The following is a 25380-nucleotide window of genomic DNA, read 5'->3' as shown; positions in this document are numbered from 1 at the left end:
ATCGTATAATGAGAACACAGGTGGCTAAACCTATAGAGATTCTTTTAGTGGAAGACAGTAAAGGCGATGTAGGATTGATAGAAGAAGTCTTCGAAGATGCAAAAATCCGAAATAACCTGCGCGTTGTGGAGGACGGGGAAGAGGCAATACTCTATTTGCGTGGTGAAGGGCAGTTTTCAGGTGTTCCGCGCCCTGATATAATTCTTCTGGATCTGAATTTACCTAAAAAAGATGGCCGTGAAGTTCTTGAAGAGATAAAGAGCGATGAAGACCTGAAAAACATACCTGTGGTGGTTTTAACCACTTCCAAAGCTGAAGCAGACATACTTAAATCCTACAATCTCCACGCAAATGCATATGTTACTAAACCTGTAGACTTTGACCAGTTCATAAAGGTAATTAAATCCATAGAAGACTTCTGGCTGGAGGTCGTGAGACTTCCTTCAAAGTGAGAGAAATATAGCCCGGATAGGACGGTTCATTATGGATGAAAAAATTAAGATATTACTTTTTGAGGATAACCCGGGAGATGCGAATCTAATCGAAGAGATGCTCGAAGAATCTGCTGACTTCCCTTATGAACTTACTAACGTCGAAACCCTTAAAGAAGGCTTGAAATTTCTTAAAGAACTTCAGTTTAATGTAATACTGTCGGATTTAAGGCTGCCTGACAGCGATGGCATTGACACTTTTCTTGACATCCATGCAGCAAACTCCCGAATTCCCATAATAATCCTTACAGGCATTCATGATGAAAAAACAGGAATTGTTTCCGTAAAGAAAGGTGCTCAGGATTATCTGGTCAAGGGGCAGGTTGACGGAAGACTATTAAACCGCTCTATCCGGTACTCTATTGAACGTAAGAGGGCAGAAGAAGAACTTCAGAAAAGCGAGGAAAGATACAGGATTGTCACTGAACAGACAGGTCAATTAATATACGACTATAATATAAAGGAAAACGAAATCAGCTGGGCTGGGGCTGTAGAGGAAATTACTGGATATCCGGCTGAGGAGTTCAAATCCATACATGGTATGCCCTCGCTGGAGAACGCTTATCCTGATCTCAAACCATTACTTGAAGGAATTAACGAGTACCAGAAAAGAAGAGGGAAATTTAAGAGAAATTTCAGGTTCAGAAGAAGAGACGGGAAATATATCCATATCGAAGAAAGCTGCATTTGCCTTGTGGATGAAAACGGAGACCCTTACAGGGCCCTGGGGACAGTTACTGACATCACTGAGAAAAAAGAGGCAGAAGAAACCCTTGCAAAGATCGAGGAAGTACGTAAAAAAGAGATTCACCATAGAATCAAGAACAACCTGCAAATTGTATCGTCCCTTCTCGACCTTCAGGCGGAGAAATTTGCGGAAGACAATATCTGCGATACTTTAAAAGTCCTGAAAGCTTTTAAAGACAGCCAGAACAGGGTTATCTCCATGGCTTTAATCCATGAAGAACTGTACGAGTCAAAAGACATGAGTACTCTTAATTTTGCAGCGTACCTGAAGAAACTGACAAAAGAACTCTTCAGATGCTATAACGTAGATTCCTCAGGAACCTTTCTTGACCTGGAAATAGAGGAAAAAGTTTTCCTTGAAATGGATACCGTAGTCCCGTTAGGAATACTTGTTAATGAACTCATTTCAAACTCTCTTAAACATGCATTTCCCAGTGTAAATGAAGGGAAAATACAGGTTAAACTTTACAGAGAAATGGATGGGGAACGCAATACGGAAGCAGAAAGCAAAAACAGAGATATTTCAGGTACCCACTTTACTCTGATAGTCTCAGATAATGGAGTAGGTGTCCCTGAAGATCTTGACCTGGAAAATCCTGAGACTCTCGGTATGCAGCTAATAACTGCCCTTGTAGACCAGCTGGACGGGGAGCTTGAAGTAAACAGGGATTGCGGAACTGAATTCTGTATAAAATTCGCAATAGAAGAATCGAACTGAGAATAATTTTTCCTTGTGAGAAGTTTGTTCATTCAGGCTCACTTCAGGCTGAGCTAAATTCCTGTAAATGTGTTTTTTCTGAGAAGGTGAAAAGTTTTTTGTATAGCTTCAACTATCAGAAAAATGAGATTATGGAAGTTAGAGAGTACTGAAGCAGCAAGGAGAAAAAGACATGTCAGGGAAAATCCTTATCATAACAGGGGACTGCGCTGAGGACTATGAGGTTAAGGTGCCCCAGCAGTCACTCCAGATGTTAGGCTACCATGTGGATGTAACCGCACCCAACAAAAAAACAGGTGACATGCTTCAACTGGTAGTACACGATTTCACAACGCTCGATACCTATATAGAGCTAACAGGGCATCGCATTCCTGTAGATATATCGGTCGATGAAGTAAATCCGGATGATTATGCAGGCCTGGTTGTCCCGGGCGGAAGAGCCCCGGAATACATCCGTATGTATGACAATACCATTAAACTCGTGCAGGGCTTTTTTAAAGCTGGCAAGCCTGTAGCAGTTATTTGCCACGGGCTTCAGCTTCTGGCAGCGGCTAAAGTTCTGGAAGGCTATTCTGTAACCTCATACCCGGCATGTGCTTCTGAATGCAGGTTAGCAGGTGCGGATTGGCAACCTGAGCCGGTAATTATAGACAAAAACCTGGTAACAGCTCAAGCATGGCCCAATCATCCCGCCTGGCTAAGGGCTTTCGTTGAACTCCTGGGCGCAAAAATAAGAATTTAAGATAACGTTTAGAATAAGAATTTGAGGCAAGAATTTAAAATAAGAATTCTTTTGAAAGAGGTGCTTCTGGAAGGATTTTTCTTTTCCTGATACGCAATCAGGTCAATCAGGTATTTGCGTGAATACTAGAAGTGAAATTCAGGATATATTGTTTTATAAAAATATTAAGACTTCTTAATATTTAATAATCCAATTTCATAATATTCAATAATTTAGTGTGAGAACGGATGCTTTATTCTTGGAGGGCAGCTTCGGGAAAGCGGGAAGTTATTCAAAATCAGGGCAAAAGTTTCAGTTTACCCGAATATATGGAGGAATAATTCTTTTTCTGGCCTTACTTTTAAAAAAGTGAAAATTATCATACATATATTTTACTGGAAAAATCAGAAAAATATATGTATTAATTGGTAACATACTAAAGAAATTTCCAGGAAGATTCCAGGAATATCAGGGAAAAAAGAAAACCTACCATAAGTTATAAATAGTATAGCTATAATTAGAGGGTTGCACCCGTGAAAGAGGTGCTCCCTGATGCAGCGGGGCAGCAGGGTTGCATGGCTGTAAATTAGCCTTCATGGTGCAAAATAAAGAGGTGGAGAAACAAACAATCTGGGCCCGTAGCTCAGTCAGGCAGAGCGACTGGCTTTTAACCAGTCGGCCTAGGGTTCAAATCCCTACGGGCCCGCCATGTTCTATAATTGTAACCGGCGGAAAGGCCATCCGCTGAAGAAATCTGATCAAGTTTTTTGAATGCTTTATTTTTGGAGGAAAGGATTTGACAAAGTTCAGCCTGCTCGACCACGAGGCAGTCCCCAAGCATGAAATCATGTCTGAGGGCGAGTTAAAGTCTGTTTTAAGCAAATATTTTATAGAAAAGGAACAACTTCCGAAAATCAAAGTACAGGATCCTGTTTGTAAAGAAATAGGGGCTGTTGTCGGAGATGTCGTGAAAATAACAAGAAAAAGTCAAACTGCAGGGGAGGCAGATTATTACAGACTTGTGATTGAGTAAGCGGAGGGGAGTTGAAACCGCTTTCAAGATCATATTTTTTTCACTGAATATCTTTTTGAATCCCATGCACCATCGTACGGAAAGATTCAGCGACTACATAACGATCTAGATCTTAGGATCATTATTTATTGATTTTCATTTTACAAAGCAAAGAGGGTGCTATCATCGCGTTAGAAAGCAGTATACTGTCGCAGGCCTATTTTACACGGGACAAGATAGTGCAGCATCATATAGACTCATTTAACAAGTTTATAGATTACGGGCTGCAAAAGATAATTGATGAACAGAGAATAATAGAAACCGATATTGAGGACACTTATCTCAAGCTCGGCAAGATCCGGGTAGAACATCCGGTGGTAAAGGAGGCAGACGGAGCGATCGAAAAGCTTTACCCGAATGAAGGTAGGCTCAGAAACCTTTCGTACTCAGGCCCTCTATATCTGGAAATGAGTGTCGTAAAAGACGGGATAGAGTCAGAGGCAATGGAAGCAAAGATAGGGCAGCTTCCTGTTATGGTCAAGTCCAAAATCTGCAACCTTCTCGGGCTAAGCGAGGTAGAAAAAGTCCGCTATGGAGAAGACCCTCTTGACCCGGGGGGATATTTCATTATCGGTGGTACTGAAAGGGTAGTTATGACCCTCGAAGACCTTGCCCCCAACAAAATCCTTGTAGAATACGGGGAACGTTACGGCGATGCCATAGAGGTTGCAAAGGTATTCTCTCAGAAAAGAGGATACAGAGCACTCGTAATTGTGGAAAGAGGAAGAAAGTCCCTGCTTGAGGTTTCTTTCCCTTCGATATCCGGCAGAGTTTTCTTTATTACACTTATGAGGGCTCTCGGGATAGTAACTGACGAGGATATCGTAAATGCAGTTTCAAGTGACCCTGAGATTATCAAGTTCATGCTGGAAAACCTTGAAGAAGCCGAAGTCGAAACCCAGGAAGAAGCGATAGAAAAGATCGGGGCAAGGGTTGCTGCAGGGCAGGCCAAGGAATACCAGATAAAGAGAGCAAACTATGTAATTGACAGGTATCTCTTCCCCCACCTCGGAAACGATGTCAGAGACAGGATCTCAAAAGCTCATTTCCTGGCAAGAATGGCAGAGTCCTGTTTTGAACTCGCACTTGGCAAGCGTACTGAAGACGACAAAGACCACTACGCAAATAAGAGGCTTAAACTCGCAGGCGACCTGATGGAAGACCTTTTCAGGGTATCTTTTAACAGGCTGGCAAGGGACATAAAATACCAGCTCGAACGCGCAAACATGAGGAACAGGGAGCTTAACGTCGCCACAATTGTCAGGGCAGATGTTCTTACCGACCGCCTGCAGCATCCCCTGGCAACAGGTAACTGGGTCGGAGGAAGGACAGGTGTTTCCCAGCTTCTTGACAGGAACGATTACATTTCCACGCTTTCTCACCTGCGCCGTGTGATTTCTCCTCTTTCCCGTGCCCAGCCCCACTTCGAAGCCCGTGACCTTCATGCAACTCAGTGGGGTCGTCTCTGTCCTTCGGAAACCCCGGAAGGTCCGAATTGTGGCCTTGTTAAAAACTTCGCCGAAATGGTCGAACTCTCCACAGGAACTGAAGAAACAGAGAACATAAAGAAAATACTCTACGACCTTAATGTTGAGAAAGTAGTCGTGAAAATGCCAGAGATCCCGGTAAAAATTAAAGAAATATTACTCGATGAATTTGGGGAAGAAATTGTTGAAGAGTTTGAAGAAACTCCTGAACCCGAAACCAAATACAAAGATGATGATTTCTACGATTATTCAGATATGGACGACTCTGGATCTATGTATGGTGACTGAGGGGTTGATGTCAGATGGCTAAAGCAAAAGTATTCATAAACGGAGAGCTCGTCGGGACTCATGACAACCCTGCGGAACTCGTAGAAGAGCTCAGAAAAATGAGGCGGCAGGGATTCATATCCAGACAGGTCAATATAGCTCTAAATGACAGTACCAGGGAAGTAATTATAAACTCCGATATGGGGAGGGCAAGAAGACCTCTCCTGGTTGTGGAAAATGGCGTTCCCAAAGTGACCGAGGAACATGTGCAGAAATTGAGGAGCAAGGAAATCGTTTTCGACGACCTTGTAAAAGAAGGCTGCGTAGAGTACCTTGATGCTGAAGAAGAAGAAAATGCATATATTGCTCTCTACGAGGCTGACATTACGGACAAGCACACCCATATGGAGATAGATCCCGAACTTATGTTAGGGATCTGTACGGGAATGGTCCCTTACCCGGAACACAATGCATCTCCGCGTAATACCATGGGTGCAGCCATGATCAAGCAGTGTATCGGAGTCTCCACTGCAAACCAGAAGTTAAGACCTGATACTCGTGCCCACGTCCTTCACTATCCGCAGAGAGCGCTTACAAGAACCAGAACTTCTGAAGCAATAGGTTTCGATGACAGACCCGCAGGCCAGAACTTTGTAGTAGCAGTCCTGTCTTATGAAGGGTATAACATTGAGGACGCCCTGATTTTCAATAAGGGTTCAATAGAAAGAGGGCTTGGGAGAAGCCACTTCCTCAGGACCTTTGAAGGTGAAGAAAGAAGGTATCCTGGCGGGCAGGAAGACAAATTCGAAATTCCTGACTCGGAATACCGTGGAGCCCGCAGCGCTGATGCATATGCAAACCTGGACATAGACGGGCTTGTGAATCCTGAGACCCCTGTAGGCCCTAATGATGTGCTTATAGGAAAAACCAGCCCCCCAAGGTTCCTTGAAGAGCCTTCGGATTTCGGGATTGCAGTTGAACAGAGGAGAGAAAGCTCTGTTACAATGAGATCCAACGAAACAGGGATTGTGGACACCGTTATCCTTACGGAATCCATTAACGGAACCCGCCTTGCAAAGGTAAAGGTAAGGGACGAAAGGATCCCTGACATTGGAGACAAATTCGCTTCCAGGCACGGGCAGAAAGGCGTTATCGGCTTAAAGGTCCCTATTGCAGACATGCCGTTTACGGAATCAGGCTTAACTCCTGACCTGATGATTAACCCGCACGCAATTCCATCACGTATGACTGTAGGACACGTCCTGGAAATGATTGGCGGGAAGGTAGGTTCCATGGAAGGCAGGAGAGTTAATGCAACAGCCTTCTCTGGAGAAAACGAAGAAGACTTAAGAGAAGCTCTTAAAAAGCACGGTTTTGCCCACACAGGAAAAGAGATTTTTTATGATGGGGCAACAGGCAGGATGATCCCTGCAGATGTTTTCGTTGGTGTTATCCTTTACCAGAAACTGCACCACATGGTTACTTCCAAGATGCACGCAAGGTCCCGCGGACCCGTACAGGTCCTTACCCGCCAGCCGACTGAGGGTCGAGCAAGGGAAGGAGGTCTCAGGTTCGGTGAAATGGAGCGTGATGTGCTGGTAGGGCACGGAGCTGCCATGTCCCTAAAAGAAAGATTGCTTGACGAGTCTGACAAAGTGGTGGAACTTGTCTGCTCGCACTGTGGAATGATTGCAACATTCGACAAGCAGCGGAACGTAGCTTTCTGTTCAGCCTGCGGTGCTGACACTGATATATACCCTGTAGAGATGAGCTATGCGTTCAAGCTGTTACTGGACGAAATTAAGTCCCTCGGAGTTGCTCCCAGGCTTAACCTTGAAGATGCTGTATAAAGTGAGGTGGACATATGGCAAACGTACCTCCAATTCCTAAAAGAATTGCTTCTATCAAATTCGGTTTAATGTCCCCAAAAGAAATCCGTAAGATGAGTGCAACCCCTATTATCACGGCTGACACTTACGATGATGACGGATTTCCAATTGACATGGGGCTTATGGACACAAAACTCGGGGTTATTGACCCCGGGCTTCGCTGCAAGACCTGTTCAGGCAGGGCAGGCGAGTGTCCCGGACACTTCGGGCACATCGAACTTGTCGCTCCTGTTGTCCACGTAGGTTTCAACAAAATAATCAGAAAACTCCTCAGAGCAACCTGCAGGAAATGCAGCAGGCTTCTGCTGGAACAGGCCCAGAAACAGCAGTTTCTTGACCAGCTCACTGCAATTGAAGAAATCGGGCACATGCCTGATGACCTGATTAACGAAGTTTATAAAGAAGCCAGCAAGGTAAAGAACTGCCCTTACTGTAACGAAGAGCAGCTCGAAATTAAATTCGAAAAGCCCAGTGAATACCTGGAAAACGGAGAAAAGCTGACTCCTACTGAGATCAGGGACCGCTTCGAGAACATCCCTGACGAGGACATAAGAGTCATAGGGATGGACCCGAAGAACGCAAGGCCCGAATGGATGATCCTTACAGTTCTTCCTGTACCTCCTGTTACAGTGCGCCCTTCAATTACACTTGAATCCGGGCAGCGCAGTGAAGACGACCTTACCCACAAGCTGGTAGACATTATCAGGATCAACCAGAGATTCCAGGAAAACAGGGAAGCAGGAGCTCCGCAGCTTATTATTGAAGACTTATGGGAGCTTCTCCAGTATCACGTTACTACATTCTTTGACAACTCGGTTTCAGGAATCCCGCCTGCAAGGCACAGATCAGGCAGACCTCTCAAGACCCTTTCCCAGCGTTTAAAAGGTAAGGAAGGAAGGTTCAGGGGAAGCCTGTCAGGTAAACGTGTTAACTTCTCTGCACGTACCGTTATATCTCCTGACCCGAACCTCAGCATAAACGAAGTCGGTGTCCCTATGCCCATTGCAAAGATTCTCACAATGCCTGCAGTGGTAACCCCAAGGAACATCGAACAGCTCAAGGTCTATGTAAGGAACGGGGAAGATATCCATCCCGGTGCAAACTATGTGTTCAGGTCTGACGGAAGGCGTATAAAAGTAACCAATATGAACAAGGACGACCTTGCCGAAAAGCTGGAATTCGGCTGGACTGTGGAACGCCAGTTAAAAGACGGTGACACCGTTCTTTTCAACAGGCAGCCGTCCCTGCACAAAATGAGTATCATGGCACACTCTGTAAAGGTGCTGCCGAACAAAACTTTCAGGCTGAACCCTGCGGTCTGCCCTCCATATAACGCTGACTTTGACGGCGACGAAATGAACATGCACGCCCTCCAGACTGAAGAGTCGAGGGCTGAGGCAAAGATCCTCATGCAGGTTCAGGAGAACATTCTCTCCCCACGTTTCGGAGGTCCCATTATAGGTGGGATTCACGACCACATTTCAGGGCTTTTCCTGCTGACCCGTAATGAAAACAAAATTTCCAGTTACGATGCTTACGACCTTCTGAGAAAAAGCAGTGCACGTAGCCTGCCTGAACCTGCAGGCCATGACGAGTACGGAAAACCTTACTGGACAGGAAAACAGATCTTCAGCCAGATCCTGCCCGAAGGTCTCAATGCAGAGTTCACAGCCCAGGTCTGCTCTCACTGTGATACCTGCAAGAAACAAGAATGCTCTAACGATGCCTATGTGGTAATCCGGGATGGAAAACTTCTTATGGGCACGATAGACGAAGCTGCAATAGGGGCTTTCAAAGGAAAGGTTCAGGACCGCATCATTAAGGAAATCGGCCCGGAAGCCGGAGCTCGCTTTGTGGATGACATGACAAAGCTTGCAATCAGGGCTATCATGCGCACAGGCCTGAGTTTTGGAATAGCTGATGAAGATATTCCAAAAGAAGCCAGAATCCAGATCAATGAAGTTCTCTCTGAAGCTGAAGACGCCGTGCAGAACCTTATCAAATCATATATAAATAAAGAGCTTGACCCTCTCCCTGGAAGAACCCTTGATGAAACCATTGAAATGAGCATAATGCAGAAACTCGGAAAGGCCAGAGACAAGACCGGTGGAATTGCAGACAGCCACATGGGTCTTGAAAACCCTGCAGTTATCATGGCTCGTTCAGGAGCCAGAGGTTCTATCCTTAACCTTACTCAGATGGCAGCCTGTGTCGGACAGCAGGCGGTTCGTGGTGAACGCATCCGCAGAGGATATGCAGGCAGAACCCTGCCCCATTTCCAGGAAGGAGACCTGGGATCCGATGCACACGGGTTCGTTAAGGCAAGCTACAAGAGCGGGCTCAACCCGACAGAGTATTTCTTCCACGCTATCGGTGGTAGAGAAGGTCTTGTGGACACTGCGGTCAGGACATCACAGTCAGGTTACCTGCAGAGAAGACTTGTCAATGCCCTTCAGGATCTTGAGGTCCAGTATGACCTTACGGTAAGAGACACCAGAGGCGTGCTTGTCCAGTTCAAGTACGGGGAAGATGGAATTAACCCGACAAAGAGTGATTTCAGCAAACCCGACACAATCCACAGGATTGTCCGTTCCGTAGTAAACAGGGAGGTGGCATAATGAGCATCAGCGAAGCCACAGTAGACAGCATGTTAAAGGACCTTCCGCTTCCGAATAACATTTTAAAAACTCTGAAAGAAGATGTCATAAAAGCCGGAGTAAGCAAGAAGGAAATGGAAGAGATAATAGAAAAGGTAATGGAAGAATATTCTGTCTCGTGCATCGAGCCCTGTGACGCAGCTGGCGTTGTTGCAGCCCAGTCAATAGGGGAACCGGGCACTCAGATGACGATGCGTACTTTCCACTACGCCGGTGTGGCCGAGATTAACGTTACTCTCGGTCTTCCCCGCCTTATTGAAATCGTGGATGCGAGGAAGATCCCGAGCACTCCTATGATGACAATCGCCCTTTCCAAAGAAAACCCTGAAGACTATGCTTACGACAGGGAAAAGACAAGAGCTCTTGCATGGGAGATTGAAGCAACCAAAATCGACCACATCGCAGACGTTACAACTGACCTTTCCCAGATGAAGCTAATAATAGACCTGCACGAAAAAGCAATGGAAGGCAGGAATATTACAATAGACCAGGTAAAAGAGAAATTCAATGAAGAACTGAATGTTCTTGTCAGTATTTCCCCTGATATTGATAACCAGATCGTTATCACTCCGGGAGAGCCTTCTTACAGGGAACTGCTCCAGCTTGCAAAAAGCATCCACAATGTCACCCTTAAAGGTATAGAAGGAATTAAAAGAGTAGTGGTCCGAAAAGAGGGCGAAGAGTACACCCTTTATACGGAAGGATCAGCTCTCCGTGAAGTCCTCCAGTTTGAGGGTGTGGACAGGACCAGGACCAGCACGAATAACATCAATGAAATTTACGAAGTGCTTGGAATCGAGGCTGCAAGAAACGCGATCATCAAGGAAGCTACGGACACCCTGCGTGAACAGGGTCTTACCGTGGATATAAGGCACATCATGCTTGTGGCAGACCTTATGACCTCGGACGGGGAAGTAAAACAGATAGGCAGGCACGGAATTTCAGGTGAAAAGGCAAGTGTATTTGCCCGTGCGGCTTTCGAAGTTACCGTCAACCATTTGCTTGATGCAGGTATGCGCGGATATGTGGATGAACTCCAGGGTGTTACGGAAAACATCATTGTAGGCCAGCCGATCCGCATGGGTACTGGAGACGTACACCTGATAAGCAGGAAAGCAGAGAGAGTGGTGGAAGTAGCGCCTGAAATCGAATCGGCAGAAGAAGTTGAAGCCGAAGGGGAGTAAGAACCGGAGAAAAACTCCGGCACGACCTATAATTATTTAAATGTATAATCTGATACAGGACGAGTCCAGATCAGGTGTATATTACCTTAACAAACCTCATCAAATCCTGCTGCAGAAACTTGAGTCGTGCGAGGCTCATAACCAGAAAATTGATATAAGGCATCAGGTATTTAGAGTACCATATACTCACCGAGCTTGGAATCTTTATTTAGAAAGAGATAGAGTAGAAGAGCTAATTTGAGACGAGAGTTGATGAAAATGAAGATCAATGTTGATAAATCCCTTATCAAGGCTGTGAAAACAGGAAAAGTAATAATCGGAGCCAACAGGACCGTTGATGCAGCAGCAGACGGCTCAGCAAAAATGGTTGTCCTGGCATCAAACTGCCCAGAAGATGTTAAGAAGAAAGTTCAGGAAACAAATGTTCCGGTTCTTGAATACGAAGGCACAAGTGTAGAACTCGGGCCCGTATGCGGAAAGCCCTTCACGATTGCAGCCATGGCAATCCTTGATGCAGGCGAATCGGATATACTGGCAGCTACAGCTTGATAAAAGGAGTTGCAACGTCTTGGGTGAAATAAGACTTACTGCAGAAAGCATCCAGTACATTGCATTGTTTGAAAACATGACGCGGGCAAAAATACTCGACTGTATCCCGGAAGAGGAAAGGCTCGTATATGTCGTAAAGCAGGGCGATATGGGGCTTGCAATAGGCAAAAACGGGGAGAATATAAACCGTGTTAAAAAAGCCCTGGACAAACCCATTGAGCTTGTCGAGTATTCGGAAGATCCTGTAACCTTTATTAAGAACGCCTTCGGACCGGTATCCGTAAGTTCGGTGAACCTTACAAATAAAAATGGCAAGCGATTAGCTTATGTAGAGGTACCCAATAAAGAGAAGGGGCTTGCCATCGGTCGCAACGGCAAAAATATAGAGAAAGTTAAGATGCTTGCACGTCGCCATCACACTATAGAAGACGTGATCCTGCAGTAATATCCCCTTACTTTACGTTTGATCCATTAATCCGGCGTTGAAGGATAATTCTGGCATTAGTGCCAAATCAGGAAACTGTGATCAATTATTAACTGGAGAATTTACTATGGCTAAAGGAAAATATGCAGCTAATATACTCAAACAAACCAGGAAGGATGCCCGCTGGAAAGATACATACTACGGCAGGCGTGTTCTTGGTCTGAACGTGAAAGCTGACCCGCTTGGTGGTGCACCTCAGGGTCGGGGCATTGTATTAGAGAAAGTGGGAGTTGAAGCCAAACAGCCGAACTCTGCAATTAGAAAATGCGTAAGAATCCAGCTCATTAAAAACGGGCGTCAGGTTACCGCTTTCTGTCCGGGAGACGGTGCAGTCAACTTTATTGACGAGCACGACGAAGTTACCGTGGAAAGGATCGGAGGCCGCATGGGTGGTGCTATGGGTGACATTCCCGGCGTACGTTTCAAAGTAATTGCCGTAAATAATGTGTCCCTGAACCAGCTGGTTATCGGCAGATTGGAAAAACCCAGGAGATGATTTTTTTGTACAAGATTTTTGGGAAATGGGACCCTACGGAAGTTGAGGTCAGAGACCTCGGGATTAAGCGCTATGTCAGCCTTGCCCCTGTAATTGTACCTCACAGCAGCGGGAAACATGCCAGGCAGCAGTTTAACAAATCCGAAATTTCGATTGTAGAGCGCCTTGCAAACAACCTCATGAGGACAGAAATCAACAGCGGAAAGAAGCAGGTTACTCTTCGCGCAGTTGAAGAAGCTTTTGACATCATCAACAGAAAAACAAAGCAGAACCCTATCCAGGTTCTTGTTGACGCCATTGCCAATGCAGGACCCAGGGAAGAGGTAGTCAGGCTGAAATACGGCGGAATATCTGTTCCAAAAGCAGTTGACACCGCACCCCAGAGGCGCGTTGACACTGCCCTGCGTTACATCAGCATGGGGACAAATGCCGCAGCCTTTAAATCCAAGCGCTCTGTTGGAGAATGTCTGGCAACCGAACTCATAGGCGCAGCAAACCGCGATACAAAAGCCTTCTCTATCAACAGAAAGGATGCAAAGGAAAGAGTTGCGAAGGCAGCCCGTTAATCTTATCCGGGCCTTTCCCCACTCAAAAATAACATATAATCATTCACATTTCACTTAAAAGGTATTAGCATGGGACGAAGAAAGAAAATGGTCGAGCGTGTGACAACGCTCATGAATGATCCCGAGAGGATCAGAAACATCGGAATCGTTGCACACATTGACCACGGAAAGACCACATTATCGGACAACCTGTTAGCAGGCGCTGGCATGATTTCGAAGGAACTTGCCGGAAGACAGCTGTTCATGGACTCCGATGAAGAGGAACAGGCAAGAGGTATTACAATTGATGCCTCCAACGTTTCCATGGTTCACACATTTGATAATGAAGACTACCTGATTAACCTTATCGACACTCCAGGTCACGTTGACTTCGGTGGAGACGTTACCCGTGCCATGAGAGCTGTAGACGGTGCGGTAGTGGTAGTTGACGCAGTAGAAGGCACTATGCCCCAGACAGAGACTGTGCTGAGGCAGGCTCTCAGGGAACATGTAAGGCCCGTGCTTTTCGTTAACAAGGTAGACAGGCTTATCAATGAGCTGCAGGTCGACTCTCAGGAAATGCAGGTCCGCCTCGGAAAAGTCATTGACCACGTGAACAAGCTCATCAAGAACATGAACCCCGAAAAGTTCAAGGCAGGCTGGAAAGTAGATGCTGCAGCCGGGACCGTAGCTTTCGGGTCAGCCCTTTACAACTGGGCAATCAGTGTGCCTATGATGAAGAAGACCGGGGTTTCCTTCAATGATGTATTTAATTACTGTAAAGCCGGAGATATGAAGACTCTTGCAGAAAAATGCCCTCTGCACGAAGCTGTCCTTGACATGGTTATTCACTTCCTGCCAAACCCACTTGTAGCTCAGCAGGGCAGGGTAAAGGTCATCTGGCACGGAGACGAAAACTCCGAAATCGGGAAGTCCATGACCCATGCAAATGCAGATGGAGACCTTGCATTCATGGTGACTGATATTTCCGTTGACCCCCACGCAGGAGAAGTTGCAACAGGAAGGCTGTTCAGCGGTTCTCTTACCCGTGGTATGGAAGTATACACCTCAGGAACTGCGAAGAAGAGCAGAGTCCAGCAGGTGGGTATCTTCATGGGTCCGGAAAGACTTGAAGTGGACAAGATTCCTGCAGGAAACATTGCTGCAGTTACCGGTCTAAAAGACGCAATCGTAGGTTCTACCGTAACCACACTTGATGGTATGACTCCTTTCGAAAGCATCAGGCACGTAAGCGAACCTGTGGTGACCGTGGCTGTCGAAGCCAAACACACCAAAGACCTTCCCAAACTTATAGAGGTTCTCAGACAGGTCGCAAAGGAAGACCCGACCCTCCAGATTACCCTGGATGAGGAAACCGGGGAGCACCTGATGGCAGGTATGGGAGAACTTCACCTGGAAGTTATCGCCCACAGGATCGAAAGGGACAAAAACGTGGAAATTACCACGAGCAAGCCGATTGTCGTTTATAGAGAAACAATTAAGAAAAAGATCGAGGCTGTTGAAGGAAAGTCTCCGAACAGGCACAACAGGTTCTATATCTATGTCGAGCCCCTTGACACCGAGATTGTCAGCGCAATCAAGGAAGGGGAAGTCAGCATGAATATGCCTGAACTTGAGAGGAGACAGAAACTCATTGAGCTCGGCATGGACAAAGAACAGGCAAAAGGCATTGTCGGCATCTTCAACTCCAATATCTTCATCGATATGACGAAGGGTATCCAGTACCTTAACGAAACCATGGAACTGGTGCTCGATGGGTTTGAAGAAGTTATGCGTGCAGGTCCGCTCACCAGAGAGCCTGTAGCAAACGTAAAGTGCGTGCTTGTGGATGCAAAACTCCACGAAGACGCAATCCACAGAGGTCCGGCCCAGATTATCCCTGCATCAAGGCAGGCAATCCAGGCAGGCATGCTCATGGCAGAAGACAGTCTGCTTGAGCCTTACCAGAAGGTCTTTGTTCAGGTACCCCAGCTCCTTATGGGCGGTGCAACAAAAGAACTTCAGGGCCGCCGCGGTGTTATCCTTAACATGACCACGGAAGGTGACCTGGCAATTATAGAGGCCAGAGTACCTGTGGCTGAGATGTTTGGATTTGCCGGAGAAATCAGGTCCGCAACCGAAGGGCGTGCTATGTGGAGCACGGAGTTCGGAGGCTTTGACGTTGTACCTTCAAGCATCCTGAACGAAATTGTCGGTCAGATTAGAGAAAGGAAGGGCCTGAAGAAGGACCTGCCAAAAGCTTCTGACTACCTTTCAATGTAAGCGGAATTTTTCCGCTTCTCTCCATTTGAGTTACAAACCTCTTCAGGCAAAATTTCCTGCAGATTTGGAAAGGAAAATATCGGAAATCTTCAAATAGAAGATTTCAGAATTTTCTTAGAGTTTCGTCTATGGGAAAGGTTTAAAACAAGATATGCCTATAATGGGGAAAACAGTCCAGGCCGCTGGAAATTCAGATTACGTCGACCCGATAAATGTTCAAATCGGGAAACATTGAGTAATGGTTGAAAGAAGACCGGAGAAGGTCTAATCATTACGAGATCTGCCCTAATATTAATATACTATGATTTAATATAGCATTGAAACTCATCCAGAATTTATAAAGGAGAATAATAAATGGCAGCAGACAAACCACACATGAATTTAGCAGTGATTGGTCACATTGACCATGGAAAGTCCACATTCGTAGGACGCTTAATGTATGATGCAGGAGCTGTACCTCCACATATCATCGATAAGTTCAGAGAAGAAGCAAAACAGAAGGGTAAGGAATCCTTCGCATTCGCATGGGTTATGGACTCTCTTAAGGAAGAGCGTGAAAGAGGTATTACAATTGACATCGCTCACAAGAGATTCGACACTGACAAATACTACTTTACAGTCGTGGACTGCCCTGGTCACCGTGACTTCGTTAAGAACATGATTACAGGCGCTTCCCAGGCTGACGCTGCAGTTCTCGTCGTTGCAGCCCCTGATGGTGTCATGGCCCAGACCAAGGAACACATCTTCCTTTCCAGAACCCTCGGTATCAACCAGCTTATCGTTGCAGTCAACAAGATGGACGCAGTAGAGTACAGTGAGAAGAGATACAAGGAAGTCGTTGAGCAGGTATCCGGTATCCTGAAAATGATCGGGTTCAAGCCAAGTGAAATCCCCTTCGTTCCAACCTCCGCATTCTATGGCGACAACATTGTAAAGAACAGCGACAAGACTCCCTGGTACAAGGGCCCCACCATGATGGACACTCTTAACAACCTCAAGCAACCAGAAAAACCATCCACTCTTCCTCTCAGGGTTCCTGTCGAAGATGCATACACAATCTCCGGTATCGGAACTGTGCCTGTAGGCAGAGTTGAAACCGGTGTAATGAAGAAAGGTGACAAGGTAGTCTTCATGCCCGGCGGAGCCGGCGGTGAGGTTAAGTCAATTGAGATGCACCACGAAGAAATTCCACAGGCAGTCCCTGGAGACAACATCGGCTGGAACGTACGTGGTATCGGCAAGAACGATGTCCGCAGAGGAGACGTTTGCGGTCACGCTGACAACCCACCAAAGGTCGCTGACGAGTTTGTCGGACAGATCGTCGTCCTTCAGCACCCCTCCGCAATTACTGCAGGCTACACACCTGTCTTCCACGCCCACACCTCCCAGATCGCATGCCAGCTGATCTCTCTTGACAAGAAGCTGGACCCGAAATCCGGACAGGTTAAGGAAGAAAACCCGACCTTCATTAAGGCCGGAGACGCAGCAATCGTTACCATCAAACCAACAAAACCGATGGTCATCGAGCCCGTAAAAGAAATTCCACAGCTCGGCAGGTTCGCTATCCGTGACATGGGTATGACAATTGCCGCAGGCATGTGCATGAGTGTTAAGCAGAAATAACACTCTCCTTTTTTCATTTTTTAAGGAGAAAAAAGGTTATGCAAAAAGCTAGAATAAGATTGTCAGGCATCAGTCCCAAGGATCTGGACGGAGTCTGTAACCAGGTAAAGTCAATTGCGGAAAGAACAGGAGTTAACATTTCAGGACCTGTTCCACTTCCAACAAAGAAGCTTGTTGTCCCCACAAGGAAGAGTCCAAGCGGTGATGGGACTGCAACCTGGGACCACTGGGAAATGCGCGTACACAAGAGGCTCATCGACATAGCAGCCGATGAAAGAGCACTTCGTCAGCTCATGAGAATCCAGGTCCCCAAGGACATAAACATCGAGATTGTCCTCGAAGGATAAATGCAAAAAACGCCAGGCTACAGAACAATTCTGTACCCGGTCTTGCAAATTTTCCTTTTACTTCGTTATTCCTGAATATTTACTTTATCCACTTTAGAGAAATTTGCCGGCGGCTGCCCCTGTGAGGGCTTTTTCAGCCACCGGAGATTCTGCAAATTTCTCTCCTTCTAAGATTTTCTCTTATTCTAAGATTTTGTAAAATTTTCCTCTGAATTTTCCGGCTATTATTTTCCAGCATTTAGCTTCTTTTCTATCAGACTTTCTATCGAATTTTTCTGTCAGATTTTCTATCGGTTCCCATCAGCTTCCGGTTAAAACCTGTTCTCTACGGTGTAGGAAATAATTTTTGTGCCATTTGCAGGAACCGCTATTCTGAATTCTATGGTGAAAGCATCGGTTTCTTTATACTCATCTGAATTTTCCAGAATTTCCCAGTCTCCATAGAGATGCTCAACCACAGTCACATCCTGCGGTTCAGCTCTGCTGTTATTAATTCGAATTTCGTAGCTGACCCTTTCTACGTTGTCGCTTATTTTCTGATAGTCAGTCTGGTTTCTTGTGGCTCTAAGGTCGAAGGCTGAACCTGTAGACACTCTTATTTCCTCGCCCACAGGAGTATGTTTTATACTGTCTTCGCCCAGAAACTGTATCACTCCCGCAGAATCGGTTTTATAGGCTCTTACAACGCCTGCCGGCAAAGGCATTCCAGGTCCTGTCTCGTTGGTGTTTTCAAGGGTAAGGTAATTTCGGATACGCTCGCTCAGAGTGCTGTCATAAATGAGCTCTTTTTCTACAGGCACTGAATCCACAGAGAAAAGTGAAATCTGCTTTTCCTGATTGTTTCTCAGAGTTGCAGGTCTCTCAAGGGTATAGAGATGGTATTCGGAAAAAGCTTCTTCGTTAAAGGAGGGTACTGCCTCGTCTTCAACTGCCGCTTCTCCGGCACGGTCAGCAGGCAAGGGCTGCACCGGCGGAGATACGCGGTTTATTTCTCCGGAAACCAGTTTTAGAGAAGCATTTTCATAGGTTATTCCTGCTTTGTTTTCAATATTCACCCAGCCTTTCATATCAGCCTGCGTATCATCTTCATTGCTCTTCAGGACATAATTTGCCTCCCAGTTTATGTTCTCTGTCAGGTAAGAAGTAAGGAGCTCATGCGTCCCTGAGGCAGGAGAATAAATCTGCCAGACAATAGTTGGTTTTGTTGAAAGCTCTGAGGCATTCTGCAATTCTACCTTTGAGACTTCCCGAAGCACTACAGCTTCTCCTGTTTCAGTCTCGAGGACAATTCCTCCTTCCTCATGGCTGAGCAGTCTGCCCGTATAGGCCTCACCATCTGTACCCACTACCGTAATTTCCCTGCCGAGATATTTTTCAAGCAAACTTGAACTGCTCAGGAGGTCGTACTCATAGTTCTGTTCGAGGACAAACACCTCATCACTTTCAGGATCTTCTACCATAACCGACGCAGGGATAATCCCTGATGCAATGCCTGTATATTCCACGCGGTTTTCCCCGCTTTCAAGCTCAATTTCCCGCCTCTCTTTTACAAGCGCAAGCCCCTGTTCATAAATAGTAAGTTCCAGATCCTCTCCTGCTTCAATGCCTTCTGAAGCCATAATTTCAAGAGGGTTTGCAGTTAGGTTTTCAGCAGAAATCTCCGATGATGCGGTCTGATTAGTTTCATTGCCGGAAACATTTGCCTGGGCAATACCTTCAGTGTGTAGAGGTATATATGCTGAAAAGAGTAGCATGAACCCTATAAGCCCTGTAATTAACCATAAAAAGTGCTTCTTCACTCCCATAGCATGATTATTGGAGTTCAGATTTATATATACATGGATTTATGAAATTTTTGGATTGGGGCAGTGAACTCTGGTAAGAGGAATAAGTTACAAATATATCTTACCTGTGCAGCCTCATTCGCTTTACAGTGTCGTTCTTGTCCCGCTCGACGAAGGAGAGCAGCCTTTCCCGAAAAGACATAAAGAAGAAATTAGCAAATAATAGCCCTAAATGCAGAAACTAAAAAAACAATTAATTCTAATTTTATTGCTCTTTAGTATTTTTTAAAGCTTTTATTCTCTTTTTACTCCCTTTTGCTTCCGTCTTCTTTTTCTCCTTTGTTTGGGCAGGGCTGCCAGACAGGCTGGCGGAGGTGTTAATAGTTACTTGAATTCAAGACCGCCTTCAGGTAAATGGAATAATTTATTTGACTGTCAGGCTTCCTTTTCCCTCCAGCACGACGTGACAAGAAAAACTGAAAAACTTTCTTCCCGGGTTCCGAGATGAAAAAAGTAAAACCAAAGACTGCCATTTCACAAAAATGTAAATCTTTTAAAATAAGGGATGTGGTGCAGAATTTTGAATTTTGCCACTTCTCAACTCTGCAACCTTTGCATCCATTTTCAATGATACTGGACTTAGACAGACTGAAAAAGGCTATTCATTGCCTCCTGCGTCTCAACCCATATGCGGAAGTCATTACCGCAATCCCAAGCCCAAATTCGAAAGCGGGTGTCGGTTTAGCTTCATCTTCCTCTTCAGAAGATTCGTCTTCTCCCGTTTCTTCTCCAGCTTCTTCTCCACCGTCTTCGGGCTCAAGGTCAATTATAATTTCACGTTCCGAGAATTCAGGGATGTAGACAGCCATCGTAGCGGTTTCATTTTCCTGCAGGAGATGACAGAGCGGGCGGTTTCCGCCGGCAAAGAGAACATCGATGTTTTCGGCTCTCTCTATTACCTGCCCATCAATGTGAAGCCTGATGCGGTCGGGGTTAGATAGGTTGATGGTCTCATTGTCTACGTTTACTGTGATGACCCTGCCTTCGGGAAGATCAGAATTTACCCTGAGCACTATACGGTCCCTGTCCCTTTCTCTGATATGCACACCTACGGAAGTATAGTTCACAACAGATGCATTATTTCCACCTGCACGAAGTGTTATTTCGGCTCCGACTCTCCCGCGGGCAATTTCCCGGTTAAGTACCTGATGAATATGTGCAGCACCAGAACTGTACACGTATCCCGGCTGCATTAGAGCAGGGTTCATGGGAGTTGCACGGAACATGGCCACGCTGTTGTTTACAAGAGTTACCGTGACCCTGTTATCAGAAACCTCAACATCAAGCCCTTCGAGAGGCTCGTCGCCACTAGCGGCGGCAAGAGAATTCTTGAAGACGATAAGGTATCCCACAAAATTATTTTTTGTTACCTTTACAATAATTGCGTCTTCCGAATCATCCGAAACTTCGGTTTCCATGCTTGCTTCCACTTCTTCTGCAAGGTCAAAAACAACGGTTTTATCGGCAAAAGCCCGGATCTGTGTTATTCCCATCGGGTTATCATGAATGAAAATCTGGCTGTCATCGCCTTCGTAAACAGCAACTGCCCCTGCAACCCGCTCTTCTTTAAAAGCAAAACCGGAAACAGTTATCTGATCAAAAATAAGGTCCCCGCTAACCGCAAAGTTGTTGACTTCGCCTGTATCTGGATCAAAACTGAAGGTGGTGTAATTCCCATATGCAAAGCGGCCATGACGCATGAAATACATCCCCTGCCCCATACCCGTGCCCCTCACAGCCTGCACTGCATGCTGGCGCATCATAACCTGTTGTCGGGGATTGAGAGAGGCGGGCGTCTGCTTTGTATTCGTGGCTATGTAGCTCGCAATTTCCTGCCCTGAAACTCCGTACCGCTCCTCGATTTCCAGAATTGTAAGTTGCGTATCCATACTTTCTGGAAGTCCGAGGTCAGAGAGTGTGTTTTCAACTGGAATCCCGAAATTGATGCATGCTTCTTCGAAAGTCATTGATCCGAACCCTGCGAATCTGCTGTCGTACTGGTCAAGCCCGTAACCATTCATCATGCCCTGGCCCATTCCATGGCCTGCTCCCTGGCCCATTCCTCCAGCAGGTCTTCCACCCTGGCCCATCTGGGCAAGAGCAGGAGATATTCCCATGACCAGGATCAAAAAAATACAAAATAGAGATAGATCTACTCCTTTTAGTTTCAACTTCAATTTCATACTTCCTCACCCACAAATATCGTCAATGATCTTTCCAGCCTGAAAATAAAGAGCTGGAGAAAAGAAATAATCGGAAAATAAAAAACTAAAACAGTGAATTATATGAGCCAATCATATAAAATCTCTTATACTGAAAGGCCTTTAATGAGGTTTCCGTAGTAAAGTCCAGACCTTTCGGGCACCTGAAAAGAAAAAAATAAGATTAAGAGTTAAATTTTGCTCCATAAACCGGATATCCGGGAGTAAATCCCATGAAAAAATAGGAAATCAGGGAATTTAATATGTGCGTTCCACTGTGAAAGTAATCTTTTTCGAACCGTCCGCAGGTACGGTTACTTCCCATTCGGCAGTGTAAGCGTCTGTCTTTTTGTAATTATCGGAGTTTTTCATAATTTCCCAGTCTCCATAGAAGCGTTCAACAACCCTTATTTTCTGGGCTTCAGACTTGTGGTTCTTTAACTCGATTTCGTAGCTTTCCCGCCAGACATCATTGCTCACCCTCTGGTAATCTGTCTGGGTTCTGGTGCCGGTTATATCAAAAGCGCTTCCAACAGCAATCTCAATTTCCTCGTCTTTGGGAGTGTGGTCCATACTGTCTTCCCCAAGGAACTGGAGCTGCCCTTCGGAATCAGCTTTGTATACTCTCACAACTCCGGCAGGGAGAGGCATTCCCAGTCCTTTTTGTCTGGAGTTGGTCAGGTTCAGGACTACCTGTACATCACTGCTTTTTGAGGCGTCAAAGATAAGTTCCTTTTCAACTGGCACGGAATCCGCAGAGAGAAGGGAAATCTGCTTGACCTCATTATTTCTCAGGGTAGCCGCTCTTTCAAGGGTGTAGAGGTGGTATTCGAAGAAGGATTCTTCAGCAAAGCCTCCTTTTGCCCCATCGTACGCTTCTTCTTCTGCTTCTACAGGTACCTCATAATAACCTGGCTCAGGCACAGCTATACGATGGACCTCACCTGCAACCAGCTTTAATCTGGCATCCTCATATGTAGTCCCGGCCCGATTGTCGATGCTTACCCAGCCCTGGATATCAGCCTTTGTGTCATCGGCATTTGTCTTCACGATATAATCAGCATTCCAGCTCATGCCGCCAGTAAGATAGGATGTGAGTACATCACGGCTGCCTGATACGGGAGAATAAATCTGCCAGACCAGGGTGGGTTTCGTAAGCAGACCTGCGGAGTCAGGGAATTCGAATTTGGAGACTTCTGTAATACTCACAACTTTCCCGTCGCTCAACTGGAGCACAACCCCGCCGTCGTGGCTGAGAAGAGTGCCTGTATAGGTTTCCCCTTCCTTTTCAGTCGCAGTTATTTCTTTACCAAGGAATTTGTCCAGAAGCTTATAACTGCTTACCAGATCATATTCGTAGTTCTGTTCAAGCACGGCAGTATTTCTGTTTTTTGTGTCCTCAAACATAACTGAAGTCGGATCGATAAGTGCAGCAACGTCCATGTACTCGATATTATTAACTCCGGTATTCAGATCGAGTTCCCGACGTTCTTTCACCAGGGCAAGGTTAGTGTTATAGACCGTAACCTCAGTAGCTGAATCGGTTTCTGCAGCTTCTGCAGTAATAAACTTCAGTGGATTCGCAGGTTCAATTTTTGTTATTACACTGGAAGAAGACTCAATCCGATTAGCAATTATTTCTCCTCTATCACCAGTGGCTTCGCGCCCATCTGCCTGTGCCGTGTTCTCACTGGAGCCAGGGTAAGCAAGCACTGCAGCTGTGGCTGCAATTCCGACGAAAAAAAGAACAAACAATACGTAACTTTTCCTTGTTATCATAAAAGAGAATAGCACACTGTTTTATTTATATGTGACTTTGACTGCGGACAAACTTGAAGTTATCTCACTTTCTCATGAAATTTGGAAGCCTACAGACACTGAAATTCGAAATATATTCAGAGATTTTATAAATTCAGGCCAGATACAGTTATAGTAATATAGACCAATACAGAATATAGAATTTAAGAAAGACAAACGATTAAAAAAGATAGAAGACAGACCAAAAAACTAAAGGATTCATTTTCATGAAAACAATTGAAATTCCTGAAGTAAAAAAAAGGATCAGGTTTTCCTATTTAATATCTGGCCTTATACTGATCCTGTTTTTTGCAGTAATTATACTTCCGGCTTCAGCCTCCGGAATAGAGGCAAACAGAGAGGTTTCTGCAGGGACAGTTTATGCAGGCGGGACTTTTACGGTAACGGTTAATATATTGACAGATCAGTATGTTGAAGCCCTCACTCTTGACGAAAATCTGCCAGCTGGCTGGAACGTAAGTGTAATTGAAAGCGATGGGGCTATTTTCCAGAATATTGAGACTTTTAAAAAGTCCACCCAGGAGTGGATCTGGGTACAAAGCCTTCAGGCAGGAGAAGAAAAAACGGTTGTGTACAGAGTAACAGTGCCTTCGGTTATCGAACCTGGAAACTTCATGCTCTCAGGCAATGTTTCCGCATATTCGGTCTCCAGTTTTCCTGTAAACGGGACTTCAGAAATAATAGCAACATATTCCCCCCCTGAAGCCAGCTTTTCCGCAAGCCCTCTCTCAGGCACCAGCCCTCTTACAGTCCAGTTTTCGGACTTATCTACAGGAAATCCAGATTCCTGGAAATGGGACTTTGACGGAAACGGAGCCATTGACTCTTCAGAGAAAAATCCGGCATGGACCTATCAAACCACCGGAACCTATACCGTAACCCTCGAGGCAATTAATACTACCTACGGAAATGATACCGAAACAAAAACAGGCTATATTACAGTAACTGAGGAAAAAACTCCTTCCGGGGGAAGCAAAGGAGGTAGTGGAGGCGGGGGAGGAGGTGGAGGTGGGGGCTCTCCGGAATCGAGCAGAAACGTAGAGCTCAAAGAGGTTTCAAATGAGCAGGTCTTCAAAGGAATTCACACCTGCTATACCTTCAAAGGAGAGACGAACGATATAGTTACGGTCGAGTTTGATCCAAGAAAGAACTTCGGGAAAACTACAACAATCGTTGAGGTGCTGAAAAACACATCCTCAATAGTTAAAGAGCCCGCACCCGGGACAGTTTATAAGAACCTGAATATCTGGGTAGGAAACAGCGGCTTTTCAGATCCAGAAAACCTTGAAAACGCCAGTATAAGCTTCAGGGTAAACCGAACCTGGCTGTCCGAGAACGGCATAAAGGAAAGCACAATAAGACTTTACAGGTACACTGACAGCAAATGGAACTCACTGCCTACAACCCTGACAGGAGGAGATGAAGTTTTCTTCTATTTCAGAGCAGAAACCCCGGGATTTTCGCCTTTTGCAATTGCGAGCCCGGAGAAAAACAGCCAGATAATTGAAATCAATCCTGCGGGAAATAAAGAGAATAATCTTATGAGTTCAGGAGAAATATCTGGAGAAGATAGTAAAGAAAATATGGCTTCTAATGAAGAAAAGGAAAATAAAGAGGCACCAGGAACCGGAATGTTATTTGCAGCTGCCGGAATTCTGGCATCATACGCTGCCCTGAGGAAAAGAAAAATAGAATAAAATTCTCAAGACTGAGGAAGGTTTATTGAAGCCTTCCGTTTTATGTTTATACTGTTTTCCGTCTTCCCTCTTGATTCTTTTCTTTCCTGCCATTCTTGACGAAGGCAAGTAGCTTCTTCAAAAGGCTAAAAAGAGGATTGAAGAAATATGATTTACACTTTTTTATTAATATCTCCAGTCCTTTTTCTTCAAATTCTATTTTCTTTTTGGACCGGGCCGCCAGAAAAGCTGGCAGCGGCGTCCTGTAAAATAGACTTAAC

The 25380-nt window shown here is 45.5% G+C and carries 19 protein-coding genes and 1 tRNA gene; 17 read left to right on the top strand and 3 right to left on the bottom strand.

The annotated features are described in order from the left end of the window. The first annotated feature begins 8 nt into the window (after positions 1–8). From RSJ42_RS02340 to rpsJ, 16 genes are all read left to right on the top strand, one after another. A complete protein-coding gene (locus tag RSJ42_RS02340) occupies positions 9–452 on the top strand; it encodes a response regulator (protein ID WP_410509124.1) in 444 nt (147 codons plus the stop codon). A gap of 31 nt (positions 453–483) precedes the next feature. After that, on the top strand, positions 484–1956 hold the full coding sequence (locus RSJ42_RS02335; RefSeq protein WP_410509123.1) for a sensor histidine kinase: 1473 nt from the start codon (positions 484–486) through the stop codon (positions 1954–1956). A 172-nt stretch (positions 1957–2128) separates the two neighbouring features. Beyond that, on the top strand, positions 2129–2698 hold the full coding sequence (locus RSJ42_RS02330) for a DJ-1/PfpI family protein (RefSeq protein WP_410509122.1): 570 nt from the start codon (positions 2129–2131) through the stop codon (positions 2696–2698). Positions 2699–3309: 611 nt separating this feature from the next. After that, positions 3310–3386: transfer RNA gene (locus RSJ42_RS02325), tRNA-Lys, on the top strand. An 87-nt stretch (positions 3387–3473) separates the two neighbouring features. After that, positions 3474–3710: a DNA-directed RNA polymerase subunit H gene (locus RSJ42_RS02320; protein WP_048037333.1), complete on the top strand. Its 237-nt coding sequence runs from the start codon at positions 3474–3476 to the stop codon at positions 3708–3710. 218 nt (positions 3711–3928) lie between these two features. Beyond that, positions 3929–5524, top strand: a complete 1596-nt coding sequence (locus RSJ42_RS02315) for a DNA-directed RNA polymerase subunit B'' (RefSeq protein WP_410509121.1) — start codon at positions 3929–3931, stop codon at positions 5522–5524. A gap of 14 nt (positions 5525–5538) precedes the next feature. After that, the gene (gene rpoB, locus RSJ42_RS02310; RefSeq protein ID WP_410509120.1) at positions 5539–7353 is read left to right on the top strand and encodes a DNA-directed RNA polymerase subunit B; all 1815 of its coding nucleotides are present in this window, start codon (positions 5539–5541) and stop codon (positions 7351–7353) included. 14 nt (positions 7354–7367) lie between these two features. Beyond that, positions 7368–10010 carry a DNA-directed RNA polymerase subunit A' gene (locus RSJ42_RS02305; RefSeq protein WP_410509119.1) on the top strand — a complete coding sequence of 881 codons (2643 nt, stop codon included), beginning with the start codon at positions 7368–7370 and terminating at the stop codon, positions 10008–10010. Further along, positions 10010–11233 carry a DNA-directed RNA polymerase subunit A'' gene (rpoA2, locus tag RSJ42_RS02300; protein ID WP_410509118.1) on the top strand — a complete coding sequence of 408 codons (1224 nt, stop codon included), beginning with the start codon at positions 10010–10012 and terminating at the stop codon, positions 11231–11233. The genes RSJ42_RS02305 and rpoA2 overlap by 1 nt, the downstream gene beginning before the upstream one ends. Before the next feature lie 252 nt (positions 11234–11485). After that, a complete protein-coding gene (locus tag RSJ42_RS02295; RefSeq protein ID WP_410509117.1) occupies positions 11486–11782 on the top strand; it encodes a 50S ribosomal protein L30e in 297 nt (98 codons plus the stop codon). 19 nt (positions 11783–11801) lie between these two features. Next, positions 11802–12227 (top strand): NusA-like transcription termination signal-binding factor, encoded by a 426-nt coding sequence (locus tag RSJ42_RS02290; protein WP_048137975.1) that lies wholly within the window; start codon positions 11802–11804, stop codon positions 12225–12227. A gap of 106 nt (positions 12228–12333) precedes the next feature. Next, a complete protein-coding gene (locus RSJ42_RS02285) occupies positions 12334–12762 on the top strand; it encodes a 30S ribosomal protein S12 (protein ID WP_011034194.1) in 429 nt (142 codons plus the stop codon). Next, positions 12759–13328 (top strand): 30S ribosomal protein S7, encoded by a 570-nt coding sequence (locus RSJ42_RS02280; RefSeq protein WP_410509116.1) that lies wholly within the window; start codon positions 12759–12761, stop codon positions 13326–13328. Before RSJ42_RS02285 ends, RSJ42_RS02280 begins: the two co-directional genes overlap by 4 nt. 69 nt (positions 13329–13397) lie before the next feature. After that, positions 13398–15590 (top strand): elongation factor EF-2, encoded by a 2193-nt coding sequence (locus RSJ42_RS02275; RefSeq protein ID WP_410509115.1) that lies wholly within the window; start codon positions 13398–13400, stop codon positions 15588–15590. 354 nt (positions 15591–15944) lie between these two features. Next, positions 15945–17213, top strand: coding sequence for a translation elongation factor EF-1 subunit alpha (gene tuf, locus RSJ42_RS02270; protein ID WP_410509114.1), 1269 nt, complete (start codon positions 15945–15947; stop codon positions 17211–17213). Between the two features lie 38 nt (positions 17214–17251). Further along, a complete protein-coding gene (gene rpsJ / locus RSJ42_RS02265) occupies positions 17252–17560 on the top strand; it encodes a 30S ribosomal protein S10 (RefSeq protein WP_011021276.1) in 309 nt (102 codons plus the stop codon). A 311-nt stretch (positions 17561–17871) separates the two neighbouring features. Here the strand turns inward: rpsJ and RSJ42_RS02260 are convergent, their stop codons facing one another. The 3 genes from RSJ42_RS02260 to RSJ42_RS02250 form a co-directional block, all read right to left on the bottom strand. Next, positions 17872–19365 (bottom strand): DUF4139 domain-containing protein, encoded by a 1494-nt coding sequence (locus RSJ42_RS02260; RefSeq protein ID WP_410509113.1) that lies wholly within the window; start codon positions 19363–19365, stop codon positions 17872–17874. Between the two features lie 641 nt (positions 19366–20006). Next, the gene (locus tag RSJ42_RS02255; protein ID WP_410509112.1) at positions 20007–21587 is read right to left on the bottom strand and encodes an MAST domain-containing protein; all 1581 of its coding nucleotides are present in this window, start codon (positions 21585–21587) and stop codon (positions 20007–20009) included. A 276-nt stretch (positions 21588–21863) separates the two neighbouring features. Next, a complete protein-coding gene (locus RSJ42_RS02250; protein WP_410509111.1) occupies positions 21864–23384 on the bottom strand; it encodes a DUF4139 domain-containing protein in 1521 nt (506 codons plus the stop codon). Between the two features lie 245 nt (positions 23385–23629). Here RSJ42_RS02250 and RSJ42_RS02245 point away from each other — a divergent pair, with 245 nt between their 5' ends. Continuing rightward, positions 23630–25120 (top strand): PGF-pre-PGF domain-containing protein, encoded by a 1491-nt coding sequence (locus RSJ42_RS02245; protein ID WP_410509110.1) that lies wholly within the window; start codon positions 23630–23632, stop codon positions 25118–25120. Positions 25121–25380 lie beyond the last annotated feature (260 nt).

Source organism: Methanosarcina hadiensis (assembly GCF_046529725.1).
Classification (GTDB): domain Archaea; phylum Halobacteriota; class Methanosarcinia; order Methanosarcinales; family Methanosarcinaceae; genus Methanosarcina; species Methanosarcina hadiensis.
The sequence above is the reverse complement of the archived record's forward strand: the minus strand, read 5'-3'. Positions and strand labels throughout refer to the sequence as shown.

Excerpts from the sequence above, each read along its gene's own strand:
- tuf (WP_410509114.1), top strand. The coding sequence starts at position 15,945 with ATGGCAGCAGACAAACCACACATGAATTTAGCAGTGATTGGTCACATT.
- RSJ42_RS02245 (WP_410509110.1), top strand. The coding sequence starts at position 23,630 with ATGAAAACAATTGAAATTCCTGAAGTAAAAAAAAGGATCAGGTTTTCC.
- RSJ42_RS02275 (WP_410509115.1), top strand. The coding sequence starts at position 13,398 with ATGGGACGAAGAAAGAAAATGGTCGAGCGTGTGACAACGCTCATGAAT.
- RSJ42_RS02255 (WP_410509112.1), bottom strand. The coding sequence starts at position 21,587 with ATGAAATTGAAGTTGAAACTAAAAGGAGTAGATCTATCTCTATTTTGT.
- RSJ42_RS02250 (WP_410509111.1), bottom strand. The coding sequence starts at position 23,384 with ATGATAACAAGGAAAAGTTACGTATTGTTTGTTCTTTTTTTCGTCGGA.
- rpoA2 (WP_410509118.1), top strand. The coding sequence starts at position 10,010 with ATGAGCATCAGCGAAGCCACAGTAGACAGCATGTTAAAGGACCTTCCG.
- RSJ42_RS02285 (WP_011034194.1), top strand. The coding sequence starts at position 12,334 with ATGGCTAAAGGAAAATATGCAGCTAATATACTCAAACAAACCAGGAAG.
- rpoB (WP_410509120.1), top strand. The coding sequence starts at position 5,539 with ATGGCTAAAGCAAAAGTATTCATAAACGGAGAGCTCGTCGGGACTCAT.
- rpsJ (WP_011021276.1), top strand. The coding sequence starts at position 17,252 with ATGCAAAAAGCTAGAATAAGATTGTCAGGCATCAGTCCCAAGGATCTG.
- RSJ42_RS02330 (WP_410509122.1), top strand. The coding sequence starts at position 2,129 with ATGTCAGGGAAAATCCTTATCATAACAGGGGACTGCGCTGAGGACTAT.
- RSJ42_RS02295 (WP_410509117.1), top strand. The coding sequence starts at position 11,486 with ATGAAAATGAAGATCAATGTTGATAAATCCCTTATCAAGGCTGTGAAA.
- RSJ42_RS02335 (WP_410509123.1), top strand. The coding sequence starts at position 484 with ATGGATGAAAAAATTAAGATATTACTTTTTGAGGATAACCCGGGAGAT.
- RSJ42_RS02340 (WP_410509124.1), top strand. The coding sequence starts at position 9 with ATGAGAACACAGGTGGCTAAACCTATAGAGATTCTTTTAGTGGAAGAC.
- RSJ42_RS02305 (WP_410509119.1), top strand. The coding sequence starts at position 7,368 with ATGGCAAACGTACCTCCAATTCCTAAAAGAATTGCTTCTATCAAATTC.
- RSJ42_RS02260 (WP_410509113.1), bottom strand. The coding sequence starts at position 19,365 with ATGGGAGTGAAGAAGCACTTTTTATGGTTAATTACAGGGCTTATAGGG.
- RSJ42_RS02280 (WP_410509116.1), top strand. The coding sequence starts at position 12,759 with ATGATTTTTTTGTACAAGATTTTTGGGAAATGGGACCCTACGGAAGTT.